This is a genomic window from Marinomonas sp. HM11-D, assembly GCF_057626615.1.
Genome location: NZ_JBMMKT010000004.1, coordinates 312904 through 332688, shown reverse-complemented (window position 1 = coordinate 332688; position 19785 = coordinate 312904). Strand labels below are relative to the sequence as shown.

20 protein-coding genes and 1 riboswitch are annotated in these 19785 nt (G+C 47.2%); of the genes, 13 read left to right on the top strand and 7 right to left on the bottom strand.

Annotated features, from left to right (window positions below; genetic code table 11):
- Window positions 1-19: 19 nt before the first annotated feature.
- Together ACOSVP_RS08340 and ACOSVP_RS08335 are read left to right on the top strand one after the other, a co-directional pair.
- Window positions 20-1342, top strand: a complete 1323-nt coding sequence (locus ACOSVP_RS08340) for a metallophosphoesterase family protein (protein WP_487347039.1) — start codon at window positions 20-22, stop codon at window positions 1340-1342.
- 6 nt (window positions 1343-1348) lie between these two features.
- Window positions 1349-1618, top strand: a complete 270-nt coding sequence (locus ACOSVP_RS08335) for an amphi-Trp domain-containing protein (protein ID WP_487347038.1) — start codon at window positions 1349-1351, stop codon at window positions 1616-1618.
- A 6-nt stretch (window positions 1619-1624) separates the two neighbouring features.
- Here the strand turns inward: ACOSVP_RS08335 and ACOSVP_RS08330 are convergent, their stop codons facing one another.
- Window positions 1625-2050 (bottom strand): thermonuclease family protein, encoded by a 426-nt coding sequence (locus ACOSVP_RS08330; protein ID WP_487347037.1) that lies wholly within the window; start codon window positions 2048-2050, stop codon window positions 1625-1627.
- A 185-nt stretch (window positions 2051-2235) separates the two neighbouring features.
- A riboswitch (cobalamin riboswitch) is annotated at window positions 2236-2432 on the top strand.
- Window positions 2433-2492: 60 nt separating this feature from the next.
- Here ACOSVP_RS08330 and ACOSVP_RS08325 point away from each other — a divergent pair.
- From ACOSVP_RS08325 to ACOSVP_RS08305, 5 genes are all read left to right on the top strand, one after another.
- Window positions 2493-4322, top strand: a complete 1830-nt coding sequence (locus tag ACOSVP_RS08325) for a TonB-dependent receptor domain-containing protein (protein ID WP_487347036.1) — start codon at window positions 2493-2495, stop codon at window positions 4320-4322.
- Window positions 4323-4453: 131 nt separating this feature from the next.
- Window positions 4454-5236 (top strand): cobalamin-binding protein, encoded by a 783-nt coding sequence (locus ACOSVP_RS08320; protein ID WP_487347035.1) that lies wholly within the window; start codon window positions 4454-4456, stop codon window positions 5234-5236.
- A 4-nt stretch (window positions 5237-5240) separates the two neighbouring features.
- The gene (locus ACOSVP_RS08315) at window positions 5241-6221 is read left to right on the top strand and encodes a FecCD family ABC transporter permease (protein WP_487347034.1); all 981 of its coding nucleotides are present in this window, start codon (window positions 5241-5243) and stop codon (window positions 6219-6221) included.
- On the top strand, window positions 6218-6982 hold the full coding sequence (locus ACOSVP_RS08310) for an ABC transporter ATP-binding protein (protein WP_487347033.1): 765 nt from the start codon (window positions 6218-6220) through the stop codon (window positions 6980-6982). Before ACOSVP_RS08315 ends, ACOSVP_RS08310 begins: the two co-directional genes overlap by 4 nt.
- Before the next feature lie 31 nt (window positions 6983-7013).
- Window positions 7014-7403: a nucleoside-diphosphate sugar epimerase/dehydratase gene (locus ACOSVP_RS08305; protein WP_487347032.1), complete on the top strand. Its 390-nt coding sequence runs from the start codon at window positions 7014-7016 to the stop codon at window positions 7401-7403.
- Here the strand turns inward: ACOSVP_RS08305 and ACOSVP_RS08300 are convergent.
- The 6 genes from ACOSVP_RS08300 to ACOSVP_RS08275 form a co-directional block, all read right to left on the bottom strand.
- On the bottom strand, window positions 7392-9485 hold the full coding sequence (locus ACOSVP_RS08300) for a bifunctional diguanylate cyclase/phosphodiesterase (protein ID WP_487347031.1): 2094 nt from the start codon (window positions 9483-9485) through the stop codon (window positions 7392-7394). The genes ACOSVP_RS08305 and ACOSVP_RS08300 overlap by 12 nt on opposite strands.
- 28 nt (window positions 9486-9513) lie before the next feature.
- Window positions 9514-9951: a type 2 periplasmic-binding domain-containing protein gene (locus tag ACOSVP_RS08295; protein WP_487347030.1), complete on the bottom strand. Its 438-nt coding sequence runs from the start codon at window positions 9949-9951 to the stop codon at window positions 9514-9516.
- Window positions 9951-11201: a porin gene (locus ACOSVP_RS08290; protein WP_487347029.1), complete on the bottom strand. Its 1251-nt coding sequence runs from the start codon at window positions 11199-11201 to the stop codon at window positions 9951-9953. Before ACOSVP_RS08290 ends, ACOSVP_RS08295 begins: the two co-directional genes overlap by 1 nt.
- Before the next feature lie 199 nt (window positions 11202-11400).
- Window positions 11401-12669, bottom strand: coding sequence for a TRAP transporter large permease (locus ACOSVP_RS08285; RefSeq protein WP_487347028.1), 1269 nt, complete (start codon window positions 12667-12669; stop codon window positions 11401-11403).
- A 2-nt stretch (window positions 12670-12671) separates the two neighbouring features.
- Window positions 12672-13142: a TRAP transporter small permease gene (locus ACOSVP_RS08280; RefSeq protein WP_487347027.1), complete on the bottom strand. Its 471-nt coding sequence runs from the start codon at window positions 13140-13142 to the stop codon at window positions 12672-12674.
- Between the two features lie 84 nt (window positions 13143-13226).
- On the bottom strand, window positions 13227-14237 hold the full coding sequence (locus ACOSVP_RS08275) for a DctP family TRAP transporter solute-binding subunit (protein WP_487347026.1): 1011 nt from the start codon (window positions 14235-14237) through the stop codon (window positions 13227-13229).
- Window positions 14238-14833: 596 nt separating this feature from the next.
- Between ACOSVP_RS08275 and ACOSVP_RS08270 the strand changes: the two genes are divergently transcribed.
- Genes ACOSVP_RS08270 through ACOSVP_RS08245 form a run of 6 tightly spaced genes read left to right on the top strand, consistent with a single transcriptional unit; the run spans window position 14834 to window position 19766 of the window.
- Window positions 14834-15841: an amidohydrolase family protein gene (locus ACOSVP_RS08270; RefSeq protein WP_487347025.1), complete on the top strand. Its 1008-nt coding sequence runs from the start codon at window positions 14834-14836 to the stop codon at window positions 15839-15841.
- 27 nt (window positions 15842-15868) lie between these two features.
- Window positions 15869-16546, top strand: a complete 678-nt coding sequence (locus tag ACOSVP_RS08265) for a 4-carboxy-4-hydroxy-2-oxoadipate aldolase/oxaloacetate decarboxylase (protein WP_487347024.1) — start codon at window positions 15869-15871, stop codon at window positions 16544-16546.
- Complete coding sequence (locus tag ACOSVP_RS08260; protein WP_487347023.1) at window positions 16539-17609, top strand: 4-oxalomesaconate tautomerase; 1071 nt, start codon at window positions 16539-16541, stop codon at window positions 17607-17609. Before ACOSVP_RS08265 ends, ACOSVP_RS08260 begins: the two co-directional genes overlap by 8 nt.
- A gap of 41 nt (window positions 17610-17650) precedes the next feature.
- A complete protein-coding gene (locus ACOSVP_RS08255) occupies window positions 17651-18520 on the top strand; it encodes an amidohydrolase family protein (protein ID WP_487347022.1) in 870 nt (289 codons plus the stop codon).
- A 35-nt stretch (window positions 18521-18555) separates the two neighbouring features.
- Window positions 18556-18915: a protocatechuate 4,5-dioxygenase subunit alpha gene (locus ACOSVP_RS08250; RefSeq protein ID WP_487347021.1), complete on the top strand. Its 360-nt coding sequence runs from the start codon at window positions 18556-18558 to the stop codon at window positions 18913-18915.
- Window positions 18915-19766, top strand: coding sequence for a class III extradiol dioxygenase family protein (locus tag ACOSVP_RS08245; RefSeq protein ID WP_487347020.1), 852 nt, complete (start codon window positions 18915-18917; stop codon window positions 19764-19766). The genes ACOSVP_RS08250 and ACOSVP_RS08245 overlap by 1 nt, the downstream gene beginning before the upstream one ends.
- Window positions 19767-19785 lie beyond the last annotated feature (19 nt).

Here is a 19785-nt window from a genome sequence, read left to right as displayed (position 1 = left end):
CGAAGGTGTCGCATTTATTATGCAGAATAAACTTCCTACCATTGTAGATTCTCCGCTTCATGAGGAGATCCGTGCTCGTATTCCGACCAACGTTGCTCTGTGGCCTCGTGAAAGCTGTTCGTTTAATGACAAGGCATTGGATACTCATCAGCCGCTTAATAAGTATTGGCAAAAGAAAGTACGCTGGCCAAGCCGTCCTGTGGTGTTTATTTCGGATCCGCACGCCGATGCCGAAGCGTTTGAAAACTCACTGATTGCTGCGGGTGTCGCTGAACGAAGTAAGCCCGGTTTACGACAGTTAAAACTGACCAAATTTGGTAAAAGTGCTGAAATCATGGTCGGTGGTGATTGTCTAGATAAGGGGCCGAGCAACCTCGAATTACTCCGTAGCTTAAAATACCTTTTTAAGATCAAAGCCAAAGTGACGCTGTTGGCCGGTAATCATGATTTACGCCTGCGCATGGGCTTATTGGCCATTTCGCGCAAAAAGGATGCGGGCAATCAGCATTTCTTTGTACGTATGGGTAAGAAGATTGTGCCGCTGTTCAAGGAAGTGTTTGAGCAATATTTAGAAGGCACCAAGTGGGAAAAGCAGGTGCCAGATGAGGCCACCTGTCGCAAAATTTTGTTTCCTAATGAAGATTGGTTTAACGAGTTTCCGTTTCACGCAGCGGGCTTTTTGACATCGGAAGGTATTGATCGAGAAGTGCGTAAGATGCATACCAAGGTCGATAAGTTTGAGCGCCATTGTTTGGAAGCTGGACTGACCTTACGTCATGTGTACGCGGCGTCCATGCAGTGTCAAAAGATGTTTTTGGGCAAAAAGGGCGAATTTAGCTGGTTCTTCCGCAAAATGAAATTGGTGGAGAAACGCGGTTCTTTCTTGTACCTGCATGCGGGGCTAGATGATGTGATGGGGGAAATGTTGTTGAAAAATGGCACCCGCTACGCCAACCGTGCCTTTCATCGCAATCTTCAGCGCCGCGATTTATTTGGTTTTTACTACAGCCCGTTGGCGAATACCTTCCGTACCAAATACCGTGATGCCGATTTGCCGTTAACACACCGTGGTGTCAAGGCGATCCATAAAACAGGTATCAAGGTGGTGGTGCAAGGACACGTGAACAAAACGCACGGTCAACGCATTGCCATTAAAAAGGGCTTGGTACACATTGAGGGTGATATTACGCTCGATGAAAACTCACGTCGCCTAGAAAAACTTCCTGGAAAGGGCATGGGTGCGACCATTATTAGTAAGCAGCTTGGTATCGTTGGTATCAGTTGTGATTATCCGGTGATCAAGCATTTACCTGCCAAATCACTTAAGCATATTTATTCTTAGTAGAACATGAAGTCGAAAACAGAATTTAAACACGAAGCACTGGTGGAAGCGGACGATATTCAAGCCGTGCTTGAAGCGCTTGCCAAAGGGGTAAGCAAAGGCAAGATGGAATTTGCCGATGGCAAAGACAGCGAAATGGAGCTTAATCCGAAAGGCTTGCTGCGTTTGAAAGTCAGTGCCAGTGAAGACGATGGACGCCAGCAATTTGAAGTCAAAGTCAGTTGGGAGAAGCGTCCTAAATCCTCATCTAAGACGCCTCTTAAAATCAAAAGCTAACATGAACTAATTAAGCGCACACCAGCCTTGACGCGTGCCACCATCGTAGGTACGCGCGTGGCCAGAGGCAATCAATGCCTCTGATAAGGACGCACCATCCACGTAAACATCCGCCAATAGACGGAAGTATTTACCTCGCTGAATATTACGCAGTTCAATCGTATGACCGCTTTCTAAAAATTTGCGCGTGTAATCGCGAGCGGCTTTAGCGCGCTCTTTTTCACTGAGACATTTGCCGCGAATTTCTGCGGCATCGATACCATTGACTCGAACAGGAATGTTCTTGCCGACAATATCCGGCCAATTACTGATATCGACCCGAAAGGTATCCGCGTCATACACCGAATTAATGCGCGCAACCGTCGCATTTGTTTCTGCAAAGAGTGGTAAAGCGAATACCAAACTGCCTAGTACTATCGCTATACGAAACACTGTCAATCTCCACTGTAAAACCATCACTGCCTTGTGAAGAAAGGTTCCATCCATAAGCTGACATGATAATTAGCAATTTTTATAAGGCAATCGCTTTTGCACAGAGAGCGCTTTAAAAAGCTACTTTATCGTGTTTTTAATCTTTGCCTGAGCGGCTTTCATTCAACCCTCATCTTGCTTGTGTTAGAGTACGCGCCGCTAGAGGTTGCCGACGCGATTCGGCATGAAGAGGGAAGTCAGTGAGAGTCTGACGCTGCCCCCGCAACGGTATTTAAAGTAAAGCTTTGTCTGTACGCCACTGTGTTTTGACATGGGAAGGCGACAAGGTGAGAGGTCACTCTGCTTTATCAGTCCGGAGACCTGCCTGTAGTAGGGGGCCTGAAGATTTAGGCCAAACATCGACCACTGTACGGGCGTGTGCAGTGTACATGAAGACAAATACATGACGACTCAATTTTATTCTGCACCAGTGTTCGCTAAATCTGCGACGGCACTGGCTATTCTGGCCGCAACTTCATCTCAAATCGTGTTGGCGGAAGAAACTAGCAATCTTTCAAAATTAGTGGTGACCGCCACTACGACAGAAGTGACCGAAGCCCAGTCTTTGACCTCTGTTACCGTGATTGATAAAGCCGATATTGAAAAACAACAGCCACAAGAAATTACCGAGTTGCTAGCCGCTCAGCCTGGTGTCGATATCGTGACCAACGGTGGTTACGGTAAAAGTACGAATATCTATACCCGAGGTTCCGCTAGTACAGGTACTAAGCTCCTGATTGATGGTGTGCCGATTCAATCCCATTCATTAGGTTCAGCGTCTTGGCAATATCTTCCGATTTCTCAAGTTGAACGCATTGAATTGGTTCGTGGACCGAAATCTTCTCTGTATGGTTCTAGCGCTGCGGGTGGTGTCGTTCAGGTGTTCCTGCCAGAAGGCGAGCAGGGCGATCAAGCGGACATCTCGGTGGGGGCCGGTTCATTTGGTACCACTCAAGCGGATGCGACCGTTTCGGGATCTGATGGTAAGGCGAGCTATCTATTATCGGTTGGTTCTTTCAATACCGACGGTGAAGAGGTAAAAGAAGGCGCAGGTGATATGGGTTATTCCAATGACCATATGCTGGCGCGCTTTGGCTATGAATTTGATACGGGTGCCTACATTAAAGCCTTGATGCTGCGTGCGGAAGGCGATTCTGAATACACTACGTCCAGTGGTAGTTTGCGTAATAACGATTATGTTAACCAGGTGTTAGCGCTGACCGGTGGTGTGAATGTCACGGACCGTTGGCAGTCAGAAATTCAATTACGTGAGTCGGTGGATGACTACGATATTTTGAACGATGCAGGCGTCAAAACTGGCACTTATTACGATAGTGAATCGCAAAGTGTACGTTGGAATAACACCCTATGGCTTGGCGATCATGAACTTGTGCTGGGTGCGGAACATATCAAAGACAGCTTTGATGGCTCCTACAGTAAAGAGCGCACCAGCAACAGTGTATTCGCTCAGTCTTTATCTGAATTCGGTCCATTGAGTGTGCAGTTAAACCTGCGTGCTGACCATTACGATGAATACGATACACAAACTACAGGTGGGGTAGCATTTGGTTACCAGCTTGATGAGGTGCATACCTTCCGTGTTAGTGGCCGTACTTCCTTCACCGCGCCAACTTTTAACTCGATGAATGCGGAAAACTGGGGTTACACCTTAACCAATGACATTCGTCCAGAAACCTCCGAGTCCTATGAAATGGGCATCCGTGGTGATTACCAGAATAGCTACTGGGACGCTGCGATTTACCAAGCGGACTATGACGATCTAATTGCCTGGACTTACCCAACCGTGGGCAATATCGAAGCGGCGCGCGTACGTGGTTTAGAGCTTGCGGCGGGTACGGACATTGAACAATGGTCGTTTGCGGTCGCGGTAACACTGATGGATACTGAAAATCTTAGCGATGGCGCTACACAAGGCAAACGCTTGGTTCGCCGTGCCAACAAGAGTGCACGTTTTGATGTGGATCGCCACTTTGAAGACTTCGCATTGGGTATGACGTTGGCAAGTTACGGCGATCGTTTTGATGATGAAGAGAACGAAACGTTGCTACCTGGTTATGGTGTGCTTAACCTGCGTGCGAGCTACGATTTTGCCGACAACTGGAATGCGAAATTCGTAGTCAAAAACGCGCTGGATAAGTCTTACCAAACCGCACAAGGCTACAACAACCCTGGGGTTGGCGCTTTCCTAACGGTTAATTACTCGGCCTTTTAATGACAGCTAATTTTTGCTTTAAACGTCCTCTGACGACATTTGTGTTTGGGCTCTTCTTTGCGACCTCGTTCGCGGAGAAAGCTTCAGCACAGCCGTTGTGTGTTGTGGATGATAAGCAAAGGGACGTTTGCATGGCTCAGCCAGCCACAAGGATTGCGGCATTATCTCCAGGTGCGACCGAACTGATTTACGCGGCTGGTGCGGGCGACAAGGTCGTCGCAAGGGTGTCTTTTAGTGACTACCCACCTGAAGCCATGCAAGTAACTTCGGTAGGTAGTCATACGCGCTTAGATCTTGAGCGTGTGTTAAGTCTAAAGCCAGACCTTGTGTTAGCGTGGGGAACGGGCAACCCGAGCGAACAAATTGCCACCCTTGAGCGTATTGGCTTAACGGTGTACTACGTTGAACCCCATGACTTTGATGATATCGCCGATAATATTAAAGATATGGCGCTGCTTTCCGGTACTGAGTCCGTCGGAGTGAAAACCGCGAATGAGTTTTTAGCAGGTATTCATGCCTTGGCTAAGCGTTATCAAGGTGCGCCTCCTGTGCAGACCTTTTATCAGGTGTGGGATGAGCCCTTGATGTCGATGAACAGTGATCACTATATCAGTAAGGTGGTGACTCTGTGTGGCGGTGTTAATGTGTTTGCGGATTCGCCACGTTTGATCCCGCGTCTGAATCAAGAGGCGGTGTTGATTAAAAATCCCGAGGCTATTCTGGCGGGCGGCATGGGCGAGCGTAATGCCAAGTGGTTGGAGAAATGGCGAGCCTTTCCTGAGCTTTTAGCCACACAGCAGGACAACTTGTTCTTTATTCCTCCGTCCTTGATTCAACGTCCAACCCCGCGTTTGCTCGAAGGTGCCCGCATTATGTGCGAAAAGTTAGACATCGCGCGTCAGCATAGGGGTTAATCCATTGTTAGCGCCCCGTATTCTTGTTTGGCCACTGCTCAGCTTAAGCCTAATTTCGTTGTTGTGTATCTTGGCGTCGATTACTCAAGGTAGTGTCGCCTTGTCACTAGATCAACTGTGGCAAGCGTTACACAATCAAGGCTCTCTATTGAATCAAACCTTGGTATGGGAACTTAGGGTGCCACGTGTGTTGGCGGCGTTTGCCACCGGTGGCTTGTTGGCCGTAGCGGGCGCACTGATGCAAATCTTACTGAGAAACCCATTGGCTGACCCCTATGTTTTGGGGATTTCTGGTGGTGCGTCAGTGGCGGCTTTGTTGGCGATTCTTGCCGGAATGACCGGAGTGTTGCTGTCAGGAGCGGCGTTTATCGGAGCAGTGCTGAGCACGGTACTCGTGTTTGGCCTGGCGCAAGGTATTGGCCGCGCTTCGCCGATGCGCTTGCTGCTGACTGGGGTGGTGATCGCTGCGGGTTGGGGAGCTTGCATTACCTTAATGCTGGCTTTGGCTCCGCCACAGAAAATCCCCGGCATGTTGTTTTGGTTGATGGGGGATTTGTCCTATGCCCATACCCCTTGGTTAGCTTGGATCGTATTGGTGCCGGTATGTTTTATTTTGATTCCCCTTGGTCGCAGTCTTAATGTCTTGGCCAGAGGACCGATGCAAGCGGCCGCTTTGGGAGTCAATGTGAAGCAATTGGAGCGTTTGGTGTTTCTCATTGCCAGCTTGTTGACGGCGATTGCGGTGACTACAGCTGGCAGTATTGGTTTTGTTGGTCTGGTGGTACCGCATATGCTACGTCTAGTGTTGGGAAATGATCAGCGCCTGATCTTGCCTGCTTGTGCCTTAGCGGGCGGCACCTTAGTCACCTTAGCCGATACCTTAGCGCGTACGGTAATCGCACCAGAGCAGTTGCCAGTGGGCGTGATTACGGCCTTACTTGGTGTACCCACGTTTCTGTATTTATTGCGCAGGGGGCGTGTATGACACTCACTACGCAATTCTTGATACTAGATATTCCCAAAAGGACGCCTCATCCATTACAGCTACAGATGGACGCTGGGCAAGTATGGGGCATCTTAGGCCCCAATGGCGTTGGCAAGACGACCTTATTACATACCTTAGCAGGCTTGATTGCCCCACGAACGGGGACCGTTTGTTTAGCACAACAGCCACTTACTGAATGGCATCGTTTAGCGCTTGCGCAACAGGTAGGTGTGATGTTCCAAGAGCATCAAGATGGCTTTCCTGCGACGGTTCTAGAGACGGCATTATTGGGGCGCTTTCCGCATCTGTCTCCTTGGGAAATGGAGAGTAAAGAGGATATCGCCATGGCGCAGGCCGCTTTGGCGCATTTGGAGTTGTCCCCCCTAGCAGAGCGCTCCATTAGCCAGTTATCGGGTGGTGAGCGTCAGCGCACCGCGTTAGCGGCTTTGCTTACCCAGGATCCTAATGTGTGGTTAGTGGATGAGCCGACAAATCATTTAGACTTACACCATCAAGTCGCTGTAATGAAGCTATTACAAGACAAAGCCAAATCGAATAAATTGGTGGTGATGTCGTTGCATGATGTGAATTTAGCGTCGACTTGGTGTAGTCATGTGCTGCTCTTATATTCTGATCGTCCGGCGTTGATGGGACGGGCAGATGACTTACTCATCCTTGAATATCTAGAGCCTTTGTACCAGCAGCCGCTCGTGCAGGGCGAAATTGATGGGCGTATGGTATTTTTACCCAAAGCTATGTAGTAGGAAGGTTTAAGTGAACTGGTTCAGGCGAATGAGTAAGCAGTGGTTAGGGAAATCTAAGCCCTTACCCAAGGTGATCATTGTTGGCATTGATACCCACTGCTACCAACTTGGGCAAGCCCTTATCGAGCATCAGGACGCTGAAATCGTAGCGTTTATTGATGACGAGCCTTGGACTAATCGAACGGAATTGCTTGGTGCTAAAGTCCATTATCCTAGTGATATGGCGGCCTTGGTCGAGCGCAGAGCCGTGGCGCTTATTATCGATTTTCAAAGCTCAAGCCTAGTGCCGCCATCGATCAAAGATGAGTTAAAGGATCTGTCCGTTAAGCAGCTCTGCTTAGTCAATGATGGCACTCAGTCGCTCTCTGAGTGGCGTGAACAGGTACTTGAACAGCTCAATCAGCGGCTAACAAAATAACTCAATTTCCTGATATCTCTGTTGTGCTGTGGTGATGGCTTCGGATAGGTCTTCAATCGGCATAGCAGAAGAGAAGTAAAATCCTTGCATCAGATTACAGCCATTTAAAATCAGATATTTAGCCTGCTCTGCGCTTTCTACGCCTTCACAGCAGGTTTGCAACCCTAGGTTATAGGATAAATCTAGAATCAGGTGAAGCACTGCTCGGTTGCGTTTATCGTCCATTGCATGATGAATAAAGGTACGATCAATCTTGATGGTGTCTATGTCGATTTTGCTTAAATAGCTGAGCGAGGAAAAGCCGGTACCGAAATCATCTAAGGCTACCGAACTGCCAGAATCACGTACCATTGCAAAGAACTGATTGGCTTTGTGAAAGTCTTTTAAATAGCTAGTTTCAGTGATTTCAAACTGTAGATGTTTAACAACGTCAGGCTTTTGCTGAATCAGTTCTTGCAAATACTCGGTCAGCCAATTGTCGTCCAGATCGTGGGACGAGATGTTGAACGACACCACAATGTTGGCATGAGACGCTTTCATCAAATCCGGTAAGTCACGAACGATTTGATCGAGAATCCAGCGTGTAATGTTAGAAATCTTGCCAGACGCTTCGGCAATCGGAATAAACTCTGATGGCGATAACGTACCTAGTGCCGCATTTTCCCAACGAATCAGCGCTTCTAGCCCTAACACCTCACCAGTGCTACTGACTTTTGGCTGATAGAACAGCTTAAATTCGTTATTGTGGGCCGCATCGGCAATGGCATTAATAATCATCGAACGGCGCTGTGTCTCTTGAAGCATTTCAGGATGAAACAGGGTTACGCCACCTTTGCAAAAGTGCTTAGTGTGGTACATGGCCACGTCCGCATAACTGATGAGATCATCTACGTGGTAGCCTGCATCACTAGTATCCGCGATACCGATACTGATGCCGGTCTGAATATTCCAGCGTTCAATGTGGATTGGAAGGCTTAACTCCGCTGTCATTCGGCTGGCTAAGTTCACTGCATCTAGCTTATTGCTTAGATTCGGTAAGACCACTAGGAACTCATCGCCCGCTAGGCGTGCTAGCACCTGATCGTCACTTAAAAAGCGGCTCACCAGTTTGCCCACTTTTATTAAAAGCTTGTCGCCAATTTCGTGGCCCATACGATCGTTAACCCCTTTGAAATGGTCAACATCGAAATACATTAGGGTGATCTTTTCGTTATTTCGCTGAGCGTTAGCCAGTAATTCCGCTAGACAGGACATGATATAACGACGGTTTGGCAAACCTGTTAATTGGTCGTAGTTTGCCAAGCGGTACATGGCTTCCTTTTGTTCCGTTAGCAGCTGGGCTTTTTCATGGTTGGCTTTTATCTCGCTATCAATGACGCCAAGGAAGGCATTGATATCTTGTGCCAAGGTATAGACTTCATCATCACCGATAATAGGGAATCGTTCGCTGTAATCCTTGCGAGAGCTAAGCTGGCGTGTAAAGCTAGACAAGTTAAGCAGAGGGACTAACTGTTGGCGAATGATAAGTAGCATGGCGCCAATGGAAATGATCAATATGCTAATTAATGGCGCTAGCGATAGATGTAGTAGCTCTGTGCGACTTTTTTTCAAGGGTTCACGATATTCATGGGCTAGCAATAAATAGCCCCCGACATGTCCGTTTTCGCCAATTGGTTGCACTACAAAAATACCATCATCCTGTACCGATACATGCAATGGTAACTGTTCTGGCGGAATTTCAGGGATCATCAACTTGCCGTCTTTCACGGCACTGAATAGACGAGGTTGCAGGTAGGCCTGGGCTTGCTGCCAATGATGGTCATAAAGAATGGCGTATTTGATGTCATCATAACGTTCAAAGCGTAGTAATACGCTGCGTAATAAGAACGGATCGCTTTTATCAGACATGAGTAATAGTAGGTCATCAGCGGTATTCGCTGCCAAAGCGGCAAGATTGACTTTCACGGACTCGGCATAAATGGTTTGGTGCTCTTTAAGAGACACAATGAACACACTCATTGCCGCGCTAAAAATAGCAACGATGCCAATGGCCAGAAGTTTAAAACGAATACTCAATTTCAAAAGCGTAACTCTCTTTTGATAATTATCACTAGCGCTGTAATACCACGATCACATTGCTCGGAAGCGGTGTGTCGAGTGGCACATAGGCAATGGCGTTGCTTTCTTTTGCAACGAATTTCACTACAGCCTCCACTGATTCCAATTCAGTAGGGCGATCACTTCGTCCAGTGAAGAGTAGCTGAGCCCAGTAAGACTGTATTCTACTTTCGGTTAAACCAATGATATCGATGTTAAAGTGTTTACGAGAAGGGCTGTCGATAGGTAATGACACAGCTTTGTAGCGACGGCTAAGTGTGCCGCCCATGTAGACCTGACGCACTTCACTAATCGTTAGGGAGGTGAGATTAGTAGCTTTGTTAGCAATAATGGCGATATCTGATGCATAGGCATTACCTAGAAAATTTGCCGCGATAAAACACAGGCCTACGAGAAGTTTGGCACTAATGAACGTAATTGGTTTGTACATTAGAAAATCCACTCTAGCGCTACTTGATAGAGTCGCGCGTTACGATCAAAACCGTCTTTAATGTCCGTAAACATGGCTGTTTCGTTGTCATCACCCATCAAGAAAGTGACATCTGCTTTTAACGCCAATTTCGGTTGCACATCCCAACGTGCACCTATGGTCCAGCTATCTAGGTTGTCGGTGATTCTGCCGCTAGAAATGGCATTTAAAGCATAGATCGACTGCGCTAGCCCCATATAGCGTGGGTCGGTTGGCGACATGCCAGCGAGCGCTTGGTTTAGCTCGGTTGGAAAATTGTCATAGCTTAAGTGGCTTTTAGCATAGGTTAGATGGACTGTGACGGGGTCAAAAATATAACCACCAGTAACATAGTAGGTGTCAATTTCGGCCATAAATGTGTTGGTTTCGGGGGTGACATGAACCCATTCCATGGCGCCAAAATAGTCAAATGTATCGTATCTAACGCCGAGCTGTGCTACCTGTACCTTGGATTTTGTCGAGAGCGCGCTGGTAGTGGCACTGTAATTGCCAAGGCTTGAAATCAAACCGGATAGCATATCTAGCTCAGGCACATCTACATCCACGTCGCCTTGATGGTAGGACGCTCTTAACTCCACATTGCCGCGTTTCACGCTCGCAATAAGACCACCTAATACCTCAATATCATAGTCTGTAGAGCGGTTGTTCACGTTCATGGTGTCTTTGTGGTGACCCAAGTAGGCTTCAAATGAAACATCGTAATCATCCTGAGAGTATCCCCATGTGGTATCAACCCCATCGAAAGTTGGGAACAGGAAGGCGTTGTACATTTGATGTGGCAGACTGACCCAGTGGTAGGCGTATCCTAAGTCAATCACATCGCTGTGCATGAAGAATGGCACCCGCACTCGACCAACACGAACGGCAAAGTTACTCTCCGGTTGATAGGTCGCGTACAAGCGTTTTAACTCTGAGTCGACGTCTTCACTGGCCCTAAGCACACCTTGTGCGGTAAAGCTTAGAGAGTCCGTTGCTTGAGCATCTAGCTGCAAGCCAAATAAAGAGTTAGGTCGCAAGCTAATATCATCATCATAGCCAATAAACTCAGCTTGGTCGGTATCGATTGTGCCTGCAACGATACGTCCAAATCCCGAGATTGAAAATACATCTTGTTCAGCAAAGCCTTGAGTGGGAATGAAAAGACAGGCGCTTGCCACTAGGCATGAGCCATATTGAACGAGGCTAGTTGGCAAGAGCTTAGAAGCAGTCATCTTTAAAATCCTGTTTAGCTAAGTGATATATAAGAATGCTTGAATGTTAACCGCTAGATACTTAGGTATCTATGCATTTTGCTTCATAATTTGTGTTGTTTTGTTTTTGAGTGATAAGTCTTATATCAATTTAAGTATTTGGCGATGATTTTTGCCATAAAAAAAGGGCGCACAAGGCGCCCTCGGAATTTCGGTACGGCTAATACCCAAATAAACTTGGTAGGAAGGTTACTGTGCTTGGCACAAAGGTAATTAACAACAGAACCGCTAGCTCCACTAGGAACATTGGCATGATCTGACGTGAAATGGCTGCAATTCCCACGTTAGCAATGGAGTTGGAGACGAACAAACAAATCCCCATCGGAGGTGTCACCAAACCAATCATCAAGTTAAAGATGACTACGATACCAAAGTGCACAGGATCAATGCCTAGCGACATCGCAATTGGATGAAGGATCGGTAGTAGGATCAGCATCGCTGCAATACCTTCTAGGAACAAACCAATCACCAATAGGATCACGTTCACTAGAATCAAGAACATCCAAGGGCTTGATACAGAGTCTAGCACTAGCTCTGAAACCATTTGAGGTACGCGAGAGAAGGTCAGTAGCCAGTTTGCTGCTGCGATCACCGCCATAATGATCAATACCACCGATGAATCACGCATCGCACGGATGAAGATAGCTGGCAGATCGATCACTTTAAGGGTGCGTAGGATAAACATACCTGCAATCAAGGCGTAGGCTGCTGCAAACGCGGCCGCTTCCGTTGGTGTCACGATACCTGTGAGGATTGAACCGACGATAAAGATCGGCATGAACAGCGGAATCCAAGCTTGAGTAAATGCTTTGAAGCGCTCTTTCATTGACTGTTTAGGTTTAAGTTCCGCGTAATGGCCTGCAAAGAAGTAAACATAAATAGACAAGCCGACTGCCAAGAACAAACCAGGAGCAACACCTGCCAAGAATAGCGCTGGTACCGACACGCCGGTAGTGATCAAGGCATAAATGATTACCGGGATACTAGGCGGAATCATAGGGCCGATTACCGAAGACGCGGCAGTTAGGGCGGCAGCAAAGGAACGTGGGTAGCCTTCTTTTTCCATGGTTGGAATGAACACACGACCCAAGGCGGAAGTGTCTGCTACGGCAGAACCAGATAGACCAGCAAAGATCACCGATGCCCAGATATTCACATGAGCAAGACCTGCGCGCATATGGCCCACCAAGGCATTGGCGAAGTTGATAATACGGCTAGTAATACCACTTTCGTTCATGAGCTCGCCGGCTAATACGAACAGTGGAATCGCAAGAATCGAGAACGAATCGAGCCCCGCAAAAACACGTTGTGCCACCAAACTGATGTTAAATGGCAAGGTAGAAACATGGCTGACAACCGCTAGTAGAATGGCAAATGCAATTGGACTACCAACAGCAAGAAGAATGAGTAAGACACCAAAGCCCAGCATAATTACTTACCTTCCTCTTGTTTGTTTGTGATGATTTCAATAATGCGAAGTAGCGCGGCAATCGCCAGCAGTACACCACCGACGACCATTGCGGCTTGAAAGTAATACATCTGAATGCCAACAGCTGGCGCGTTGATGGCACCACGCTTCATCATAAAGATGTAGCCAGAGTAGGCTAAAACCCCACCCGATACCAAAGCCACTACATCGGAGATGAAGTTCAAGACTTTTTTAAAGCTTGGCTTAACGGCGTCCTCTAAAAACGAAAAGCGAATGTGGATGCCGTGTAAGTAACACAGCACAGTACCAAACATGGTGCCGTAGATCATGGCGTAGCGAGCCACTTCCTCGCTCCATTGGATGGGTGAATTCAACAGGTAGCGGCTTAAACTACTGGCCAATACCACTGCAAAGATTACAAACAGTGAGGTGCCAGTTAAGAAAGCCAGCATGCGTTTATAAAGGCGTATCATGGGCGATTCCGGGAATAACTAAATGGGGTTAAGAAAATAATCGGGGACCGGGGTCCCCGATTATTTTTAGGCTTCGAGTGAGCCTTAGTTGTTTACAGCGATTTTTACAGAAGCTTGAACGTTGTCGATCCAAGTTGGATCCACTTCGCCTTTCAACCATTCGATCACTGCAGGTTGAGCGGCTGCTTGGAATTTCGCCAGCTGCTCAGAAGTCGGAGTAGTGATTTCCATACCGTTTTCAGCTAGAGACTTAAGACCTTTTGCAGAGTTGTACTGCTGAATAGCACGGCCTAGAGTACCAGCTACTTTCGCTGCACGGGCAACGATCTCTTGGTCTGCTTTGTCTAGTGATTGGTAGATGTCTTCGTTGATTAGGAAGAAGTCAGTACCGTACACGTGACCGTCTAGGGTTAGGTATTTTTGGAATTCATAGAATTTGTTGGCGTCGATTACGCTTACTGGGTTTTCTTGGCCATCCACAACGCCTGTTGTTAGGGCAGATGGCACTTCAGGCCATGCGATTGGCGTTGGCTCTGCGCCCATTGCTTTAACCATCTCTACGTATAGAGGCAGTGTCATGACGCGGATTTTTAGACCGTTTAGATCTTCTGGTTCCGCTACAGGGCGTTTAGAGTTAGTGAAGTTACGGAAGCCTGTTTCACCGTACGCTAGGGTACGAAGACCTGTTTGTTCTAGACAGTGTTGAGAAAGTGCTTTACCGAACTCACCGTCTAGTACTTCCCAAGCAACTGGAGCAGACGGGAACAAGTATGGAATTTCCAGAACTGATGCTTCTTTACATACTTTCGCAAACGCACCGGAAACCATGGTCATACTGATCATGCCTTCTTGAGTGGATTGCACTAGATCAGTCTCACCACCAAGCTGGCCAGAAGGGTATACGTTTACTTCGATACGGCCACCTGATTCAGCTTCCACTAGGTTTTTGAATACTTCAGTCGCGGCACCTTTTTTAGAAGATGTCCACTCTTGAGGATCAACGTGACCGATGGTCAAAGTGATGTCAGCTGCGGATGCAACCGTTGCCATGCCTGCTGTCGCTAGACCAAGCATCAGTTTTTTTGCAAATTTCATAATCGTCTCCAAGTCCGGGCTGAGCCCGTGATCGTTATTTTTGTCGTATATAGCCGTTACGCACTCACAATAGTGAGTTTATTTAAGCGCTTGGGTGACCGAAAGAATAGTAACTTATATCGGTCTTGCCATCACATTGTGTGCGATGTGGCGTTTCTGGAGCGCTCTTGGTCACTGCTAAAACCAGGAACGGCACAAAAATGTATTAAATCGCGCCTATTTAGAAATGAATTTTTCAGACATGTAATATTCCAAAAACGGCATACAAAATACAGTTTAATCGTGTAACTAATGGGAAAAGATATATAAAACAAGACTTTATCATGCTATTGGGCAGGCTTTTGAAAGTTTTTTTCATGGGCTAAGTACTTGATTTATTCAGAAAAAACATTGCTATTGAAAAAAGGGAATAGGGTGCTATATCAAAATGCAATACAGATCTATTCAAATTGAAATAGTAAAAAGAGTGCTGGCTCCTAATACTTTTGCTTACATTTAGGCGTAGTGCACAAGTAGAAAGACGCTTGTTTGACTACTGACACAACGACACGATGCGCCATTCCCAATAAAAATTAGAGTAATAAGAGAGCAGTAGCATGATTATAGATTGCCATGGTCACTACACGACGACTCCACCTGCTGTGGGTGAATACCGTGATAAGCAAAAAGCAGAAGTTGCGAAGGATCCTTCTTTTGTTGGTGAGAAAGGTGCCATCCACGTTACTGATGACGAAATCCGCGAAAGTATTATTAACAACCAGCTTCGCCTACAACAAGAACGTGGTACGGACCTAACGATCTTTTCCCCACGTGCAAGCTGGATGGGTCACCATGTTGGTAATGAACACACAAGCCAATACTGGACCGAACATCAAAACGACCTAATCCGCCGCGTGTGCGATCTATTCCCTGAAAACTTTGTGCCAGTGGCGCAGTTACCACAGTCTCCAGGTGTTGACCCTGCCAAATCTGTGCCTGAAATCATCCGTACAGTAGAAGAGATGGGCTTTATTGGTATCAACCTAAACCCAGATCCAAGTGGCGGCCACTGGAACGGTTCGTCTCTTGGCGATCGCTCTTTCTACCCAATTTACGAAAAGATGTGTGAATACGATATCCCAGCGATGGTTCACGTATCAGCTTCCTGCAATGACTGTTTCCACACTACGGGCTCCCATTACCTAGGTGCGGACACAACAGGCTTCCAGCAACTGATGATGTCGGATGTCTTCAAAGACTTCCCTGAACTTAAAATCATCATTCCACACGGTGGTGGCGCAGTACCTTACCACTGGGGTCGTTTCCGCGGCCTAGCGCAAGACCAAGGCTTCGATTTGGCTGAGCGCGTATTGAACAACATTTACTTCGATACTTGTGTGTACCATCAGCGTGGTATCGATCTATTACTAGACATCATTCCAACTAAGAACATCCTGTTCGCTTCAGAGATGATTGGCGCGGTTCGTGGCATTGACCCTGAAACGGGTTTCTACTTCGATGACACCAAACGTTACATCGATAACAACACGGTTTTGACGGCTGAGCAAAAACAAGACATCTTCGAGCACAACACTCGTCGTGTTTTCTCTCGTCTAAAAATCTAATCGTCTGAAGTTAAAAGGAGCAATTTAATGCGCGAAAACGTAGTAGTACAACATATTGAACGTGCCGATCAGGCGGTGATTGACGGCTTGGCAGAATGCGGCGTAGCAACCATCCACGAAGCGCAAGGTCGTGTGGGTCTATTGGCTCATTACATGCGTCCTATCCAGCAAGACAAAGCGGTTGCTGGTTCGGCGATTACTATCTCTGGTGCTGCCGGCGATAACTGGATGATGCACGTTGCGATTGAGCAATGTAAAAAAGGTGACATGCTGGTGTTTGCACCGACGTCTCCTTCTTATCACGGTTTCTTTGGTGACCTTCTGGCAACGTCTGCGCAAGCACGCGGTGTAGTGGGTCTAGTGATCGATGGTGGTGTACGTGATACCCGCGATCTGCGCAAAATGGACTTCCCAGTTTGGTCCAAAGCAGTGTGCGCAGAAGGTACTATCAAGGAAACACTAGGTTCGGTTAACGTCACCATCGTTTGTGCGGATCAACTGATCAATGCCGGTGACGTAATCGTTGCCGACGACGACGGTGTTGTGGTTGTTCGTCGTGAGAAAGCGGCTGAAGTACTTGAGCTTTCACGCAAGCGTATGGACAACGAAGAAGCGAAGCGTGTTCGTCTAGAAAACGGTGAGCTAGGTCTAGACATCTACGACATGCGCCCACGCCTTGAAGAAAAAGGTCTGAAGTATGTCTAAGGGCATCGAATGCATGTGGATGCGAGGCGGTACGTCGAAAGGGGCGTACTTCCTTGCCAATGCTTTACCCAGCGATGAGCAAGCACGTGCCGATATCCTGCTACGCGTAATGGGCTCGCCTGATGCTCGTCAAATCGACGGCATGGGTGGCGCGGATCCGCTGACATCAAAAGTGGCCGTGGTGAAGAAGTCTGAGCGTGAGGATGCGGACGTTGACTACTTGTTCTTGCAAGTGTTCGTTGATCAGGCCATTGTCACTGATGCGCAAAACTGCGGCAATATCCTTGCGGGCGTTGGTCCATTTGCCATTGAGCGTGGTTTGGTAGAACCAGTAGAAGGTGAAACTGAAGTACGTATCTTCATGGAAAACACCGGTCAGATTGCTGTGGCCCGTGTGCAAGTGAAAGATGGCGAAGTGGTCTATGAAGGTAGCGCGCGCATCGATGGCGTGCCTGGTTTCTCTGCACCAGTGCCGATTACCTTTAAAGATACCGCCGGTTCTAGTTGTGGCGCTTTGTTGCCAACGGGTAATGCTGTCGATGTGATCGATGGTATCGAAGTGACCATGATTGATAACGGTATGCCATGTGTGGTGATGCGTGCTTCAGACATGGGCATCAGTGGCTCTGAGACTCGTGAAGAGCTAGAAAACAACGCTGAGCTACGTGCTAAGTTAGAAGCGATTCGCTTACAAGCTGGTCCATTGATGAACCTTGGTGATGTCAAAGACAAGTCTGTACCGAAAATGACCATGGTATCTGAACCAACCAATGGTGGCGCGATTTCTACCCGTACCTTTATTCCGCATCGTTGCCATGCTTCGATTGGCGTATTAGGTGCGGTGAGTGTGGCCACCGCTGCGGTATTGAAGGGCTCACCTGCTAATGCGTTGGCAACTTATGAGCCAGCGGCGCAGATGACGCTAGATGTTGAGCATCCAACGGGCTGTATGACGGTGGTGCTGGATCAAAACAGTCAAGGTGAGGTCGATTCTGCGGCTTTGTTGCGTACCGCCCGTAAACTGTTTGACGGTAAAGTATTTGTACATAAGAACGGCTTGTAAGCCGTTCTTTCATTAAAAAGAATAACGATAGGTAGCTAAAAATGGACAAAGATTATCTTCCATTTCATCCAAATCCTAGTAAACCAAAATACCAAGCACCAGCAGGTGCGGTTGATGCACACTGTCACGTTTTTGGTCCTGCTGATAAATTCCCATACCACCCAAAACGTAAATACACGCCTTGTGACGCTTCTAAAGAGCAACTGTTCGCGCTGCGTGATCATCTAGGTTTTTCTCGTAACGTGATCGTTCAAGCGTCTTGTCACAGTACCGACAACGCTGCACTGATTGATGCGTTGCAAACAGCGGGTGAGTTGGCGCGTGGTGTAGCCTTTATCGATGACAGTTTTACTATCGAACAGCTGCAAGAAATGCACGATGCAGGTGTGCGTGGTGTGCGTTTTAACTTCGTTAAGCGCTTGGTCGATAGCACGCCACGTGAAGTGTTCTTCTCCATCGCTGAGAAGATCAAAACATTGGGCTGGCATATCGTTGTTTACTTTGAAGCGCCAGATCTAGAAGAGCTGATCCCATTCCTAAAAGAGCTAGGTACGACCATTGTGGTGGACCACATGGGCCGTCCAGACGTTGCCAAAGGTGTTGATCACCCAGACTTCCAGCGTTTCGTGAACTTCATGGCTGAGAACGACAATGTTTGGTGTAAAGTGAGCTGTCCTGAGCGTCTAACGTTGCAAGCGCCAGATTACTCTGACGTAGTGCCATTTGCGAAGACCTTGGTTGAGCAATTCCCTGATCGTGTCCTTTGGGGTACTGATTGGCCGCACCCAAATATGAAGTCGCACGTGCCAGATGACGGCCACCTAGTTGATGTGATCCCAATGATCGCAACAACCGAGGAGCTTCAGCAGAAGCTACTAGTGGACAACCCAATGCGTCTATACTGGAACTAATCCGGTACAGAACAGAATAAAAAAGAGGTCACCCCATGGCGACTAATGAAAAGAGAGAAATTCCGGGTACTTACCTTTTTGATAGCAAAATGGCTAAAAAAGGGTATGGCCTAAATAAAATGTGCTTTACCTTCAATAATCAGGAAGCACGTGATGAATTTAATGCGGATCCAGATGCGTACTGCGATAAATTCAATTTAACGGAAGCTCAGAAAAAAGCGATTAAAGAAAAAGATATTATTGCGATGCTACGTGAAGGTGGCAGTATTTATTATCTAGCTAAATACGCTGGTTTATTAAAACTGAATATGCAAGATATCGGTGCTCTGCAAACAGGCATGAGTGTTGAAGAATTTAAAGACATGCTTGTTAAAAATGGTCGAGGAGAAGTGTAATGGCGAATATTATCGGTGGTATTACGACTTCTCATATTCCTGCGATTGCCAATGCCATGGCAAACGGTTTGGAAGAGACACCATACTGGAAGCCATTTTTTGATGGTTACCCACCAGTGCGCGATTGGTTAAATGAGAAAAAACCAGATGTGATCATTTTGTTCTACAACGATCACGGTTTAGAATTCTTCATTGATAAAAAACCGACGTTTGCGATTGGTGTGGCCGATGAATACCACAATGCAGACGAAGGTTGGGGTATCCCTACCATTCCACCTGTAACCGGCGAATCAGACCTTTCTTGGCATATTGCTAATAGCTTGGTAGAAGATGGTTTTGATATGACCATCTGTCAGGAAATGAAAGTGGATCATGGTCTAACAGTGCCATTAAATCTAATGTGGCCAGGCCATAACTACGGTCACGTAAAGGTGATTCCGGTATGTATTAACTGTGAGCAGCACCCAATGCCGCAGCCAAAACGTACTTTTGCCTTAGGTCAAGCGATTGGTCGTGCGGTTCAGTCTTTTGACGAAGATTTGAAGGTGGCGGTGTTTGGTACCGGTGGTATGTCACACCAGCTAGACGGTGAGCGCGCGGGCATCATCAACCGTGAATTCGACCTCATGTGCTTAGACAAGTTGGTATCTGACCCAGAGGCACTAACAAAATACTCAAACTTTGAATTGGCTGAAATTGCCGGTGCGCAAGGGGTTGAGCTAAACATGTTGATTGCCATGCGTGGTTGTTTGATCGGTGATGTGAAAGAGTTGCACCGCAACTACCATGCGCCGATTTCCAACACAGGCTCTGGTCTGATGTTGTTAGAGCATACTATGCCTGAGAAATAACCTGTTCCTTCCCCCTTTT

Bases quoted from the DNA above. Each gene is read 5' to 3' on its own strand.
- ACOSVP_RS08335 (WP_487347038.1), top strand. From the start codon at position 1,349: ATGAAGTCGAAAACAGAATTTAAACACGAAGCACTGGTGGAAGCGGAC.
- ACOSVP_RS08320 (WP_487347035.1), top strand. From the start codon at position 4,454: ATGGCTCAGCCAGCCACAAGGATTGCGGCATTATCTCCAGGTGCGACC.
- ACOSVP_RS08325 (WP_487347036.1), top strand. From the start codon at position 2,493: ATGACGACTCAATTTTATTCTGCACCAGTGTTCGCTAAATCTGCGACG.
- ACOSVP_RS08245 (WP_487347020.1), top strand. From the start codon at position 18,915: ATGGCGAATATTATCGGTGGTATTACGACTTCTCATATTCCTGCGATT.
- ACOSVP_RS08295 (WP_487347030.1), bottom strand. From the start codon at position 9,951: ATGTACAAACCAATTACGTTCATTAGTGCCAAACTTCTCGTAGGCCTG.
- ACOSVP_RS08280 (WP_487347027.1), bottom strand. From the start codon at position 13,142: ATGATACGCCTTTATAAACGCATGCTGGCTTTCTTAACTGGCACCTCA.
- ACOSVP_RS08305 (WP_487347032.1), top strand. From the start codon at position 7,014: ATGAGTAAGCAGTGGTTAGGGAAATCTAAGCCCTTACCCAAGGTGATC.
- ACOSVP_RS08260 (WP_487347023.1), top strand. From the start codon at position 16,539: ATGTCTAAGGGCATCGAATGCATGTGGATGCGAGGCGGTACGTCGAAA.
- ACOSVP_RS08270 (WP_487347025.1), top strand. From the start codon at position 14,834: ATGATTATAGATTGCCATGGTCACTACACGACGACTCCACCTGCTGTG.
- ACOSVP_RS08255 (WP_487347022.1), top strand. From the start codon at position 17,651: ATGGACAAAGATTATCTTCCATTTCATCCAAATCCTAGTAAACCAAAA.
- ACOSVP_RS08250 (WP_487347021.1), top strand. From the start codon at position 18,556: ATGGCGACTAATGAAAAGAGAGAAATTCCGGGTACTTACCTTTTTGAT.
- ACOSVP_RS08285 (WP_487347028.1), bottom strand. From the start codon at position 12,669: ATGCTGGGCTTTGGTGTCTTACTCATTCTTCTTGCTGTTGGTAGTCCA.
- ACOSVP_RS08340 (WP_487347039.1), top strand. From the start codon at position 20: ATGCAGAATAAACTTCCTACCATTGTAGATTCTCCGCTTCATGAGGAG.
- ACOSVP_RS08310 (WP_487347033.1), top strand. From the start codon at position 6,218: ATGACACTCACTACGCAATTCTTGATACTAGATATTCCCAAAAGGACG.
- ACOSVP_RS08265 (WP_487347024.1), top strand. From the start codon at position 15,869: ATGCGCGAAAACGTAGTAGTACAACATATTGAACGTGCCGATCAGGCG.
- ACOSVP_RS08275 (WP_487347026.1), bottom strand. From the start codon at position 14,237: ATGAAATTTGCAAAAAAACTGATGCTTGGTCTAGCGACAGCAGGCATG.
- ACOSVP_RS08290 (WP_487347029.1), bottom strand. From the start codon at position 11,201: ATGACTGCTTCTAAGCTCTTGCCAACTAGCCTCGTTCAATATGGCTCA.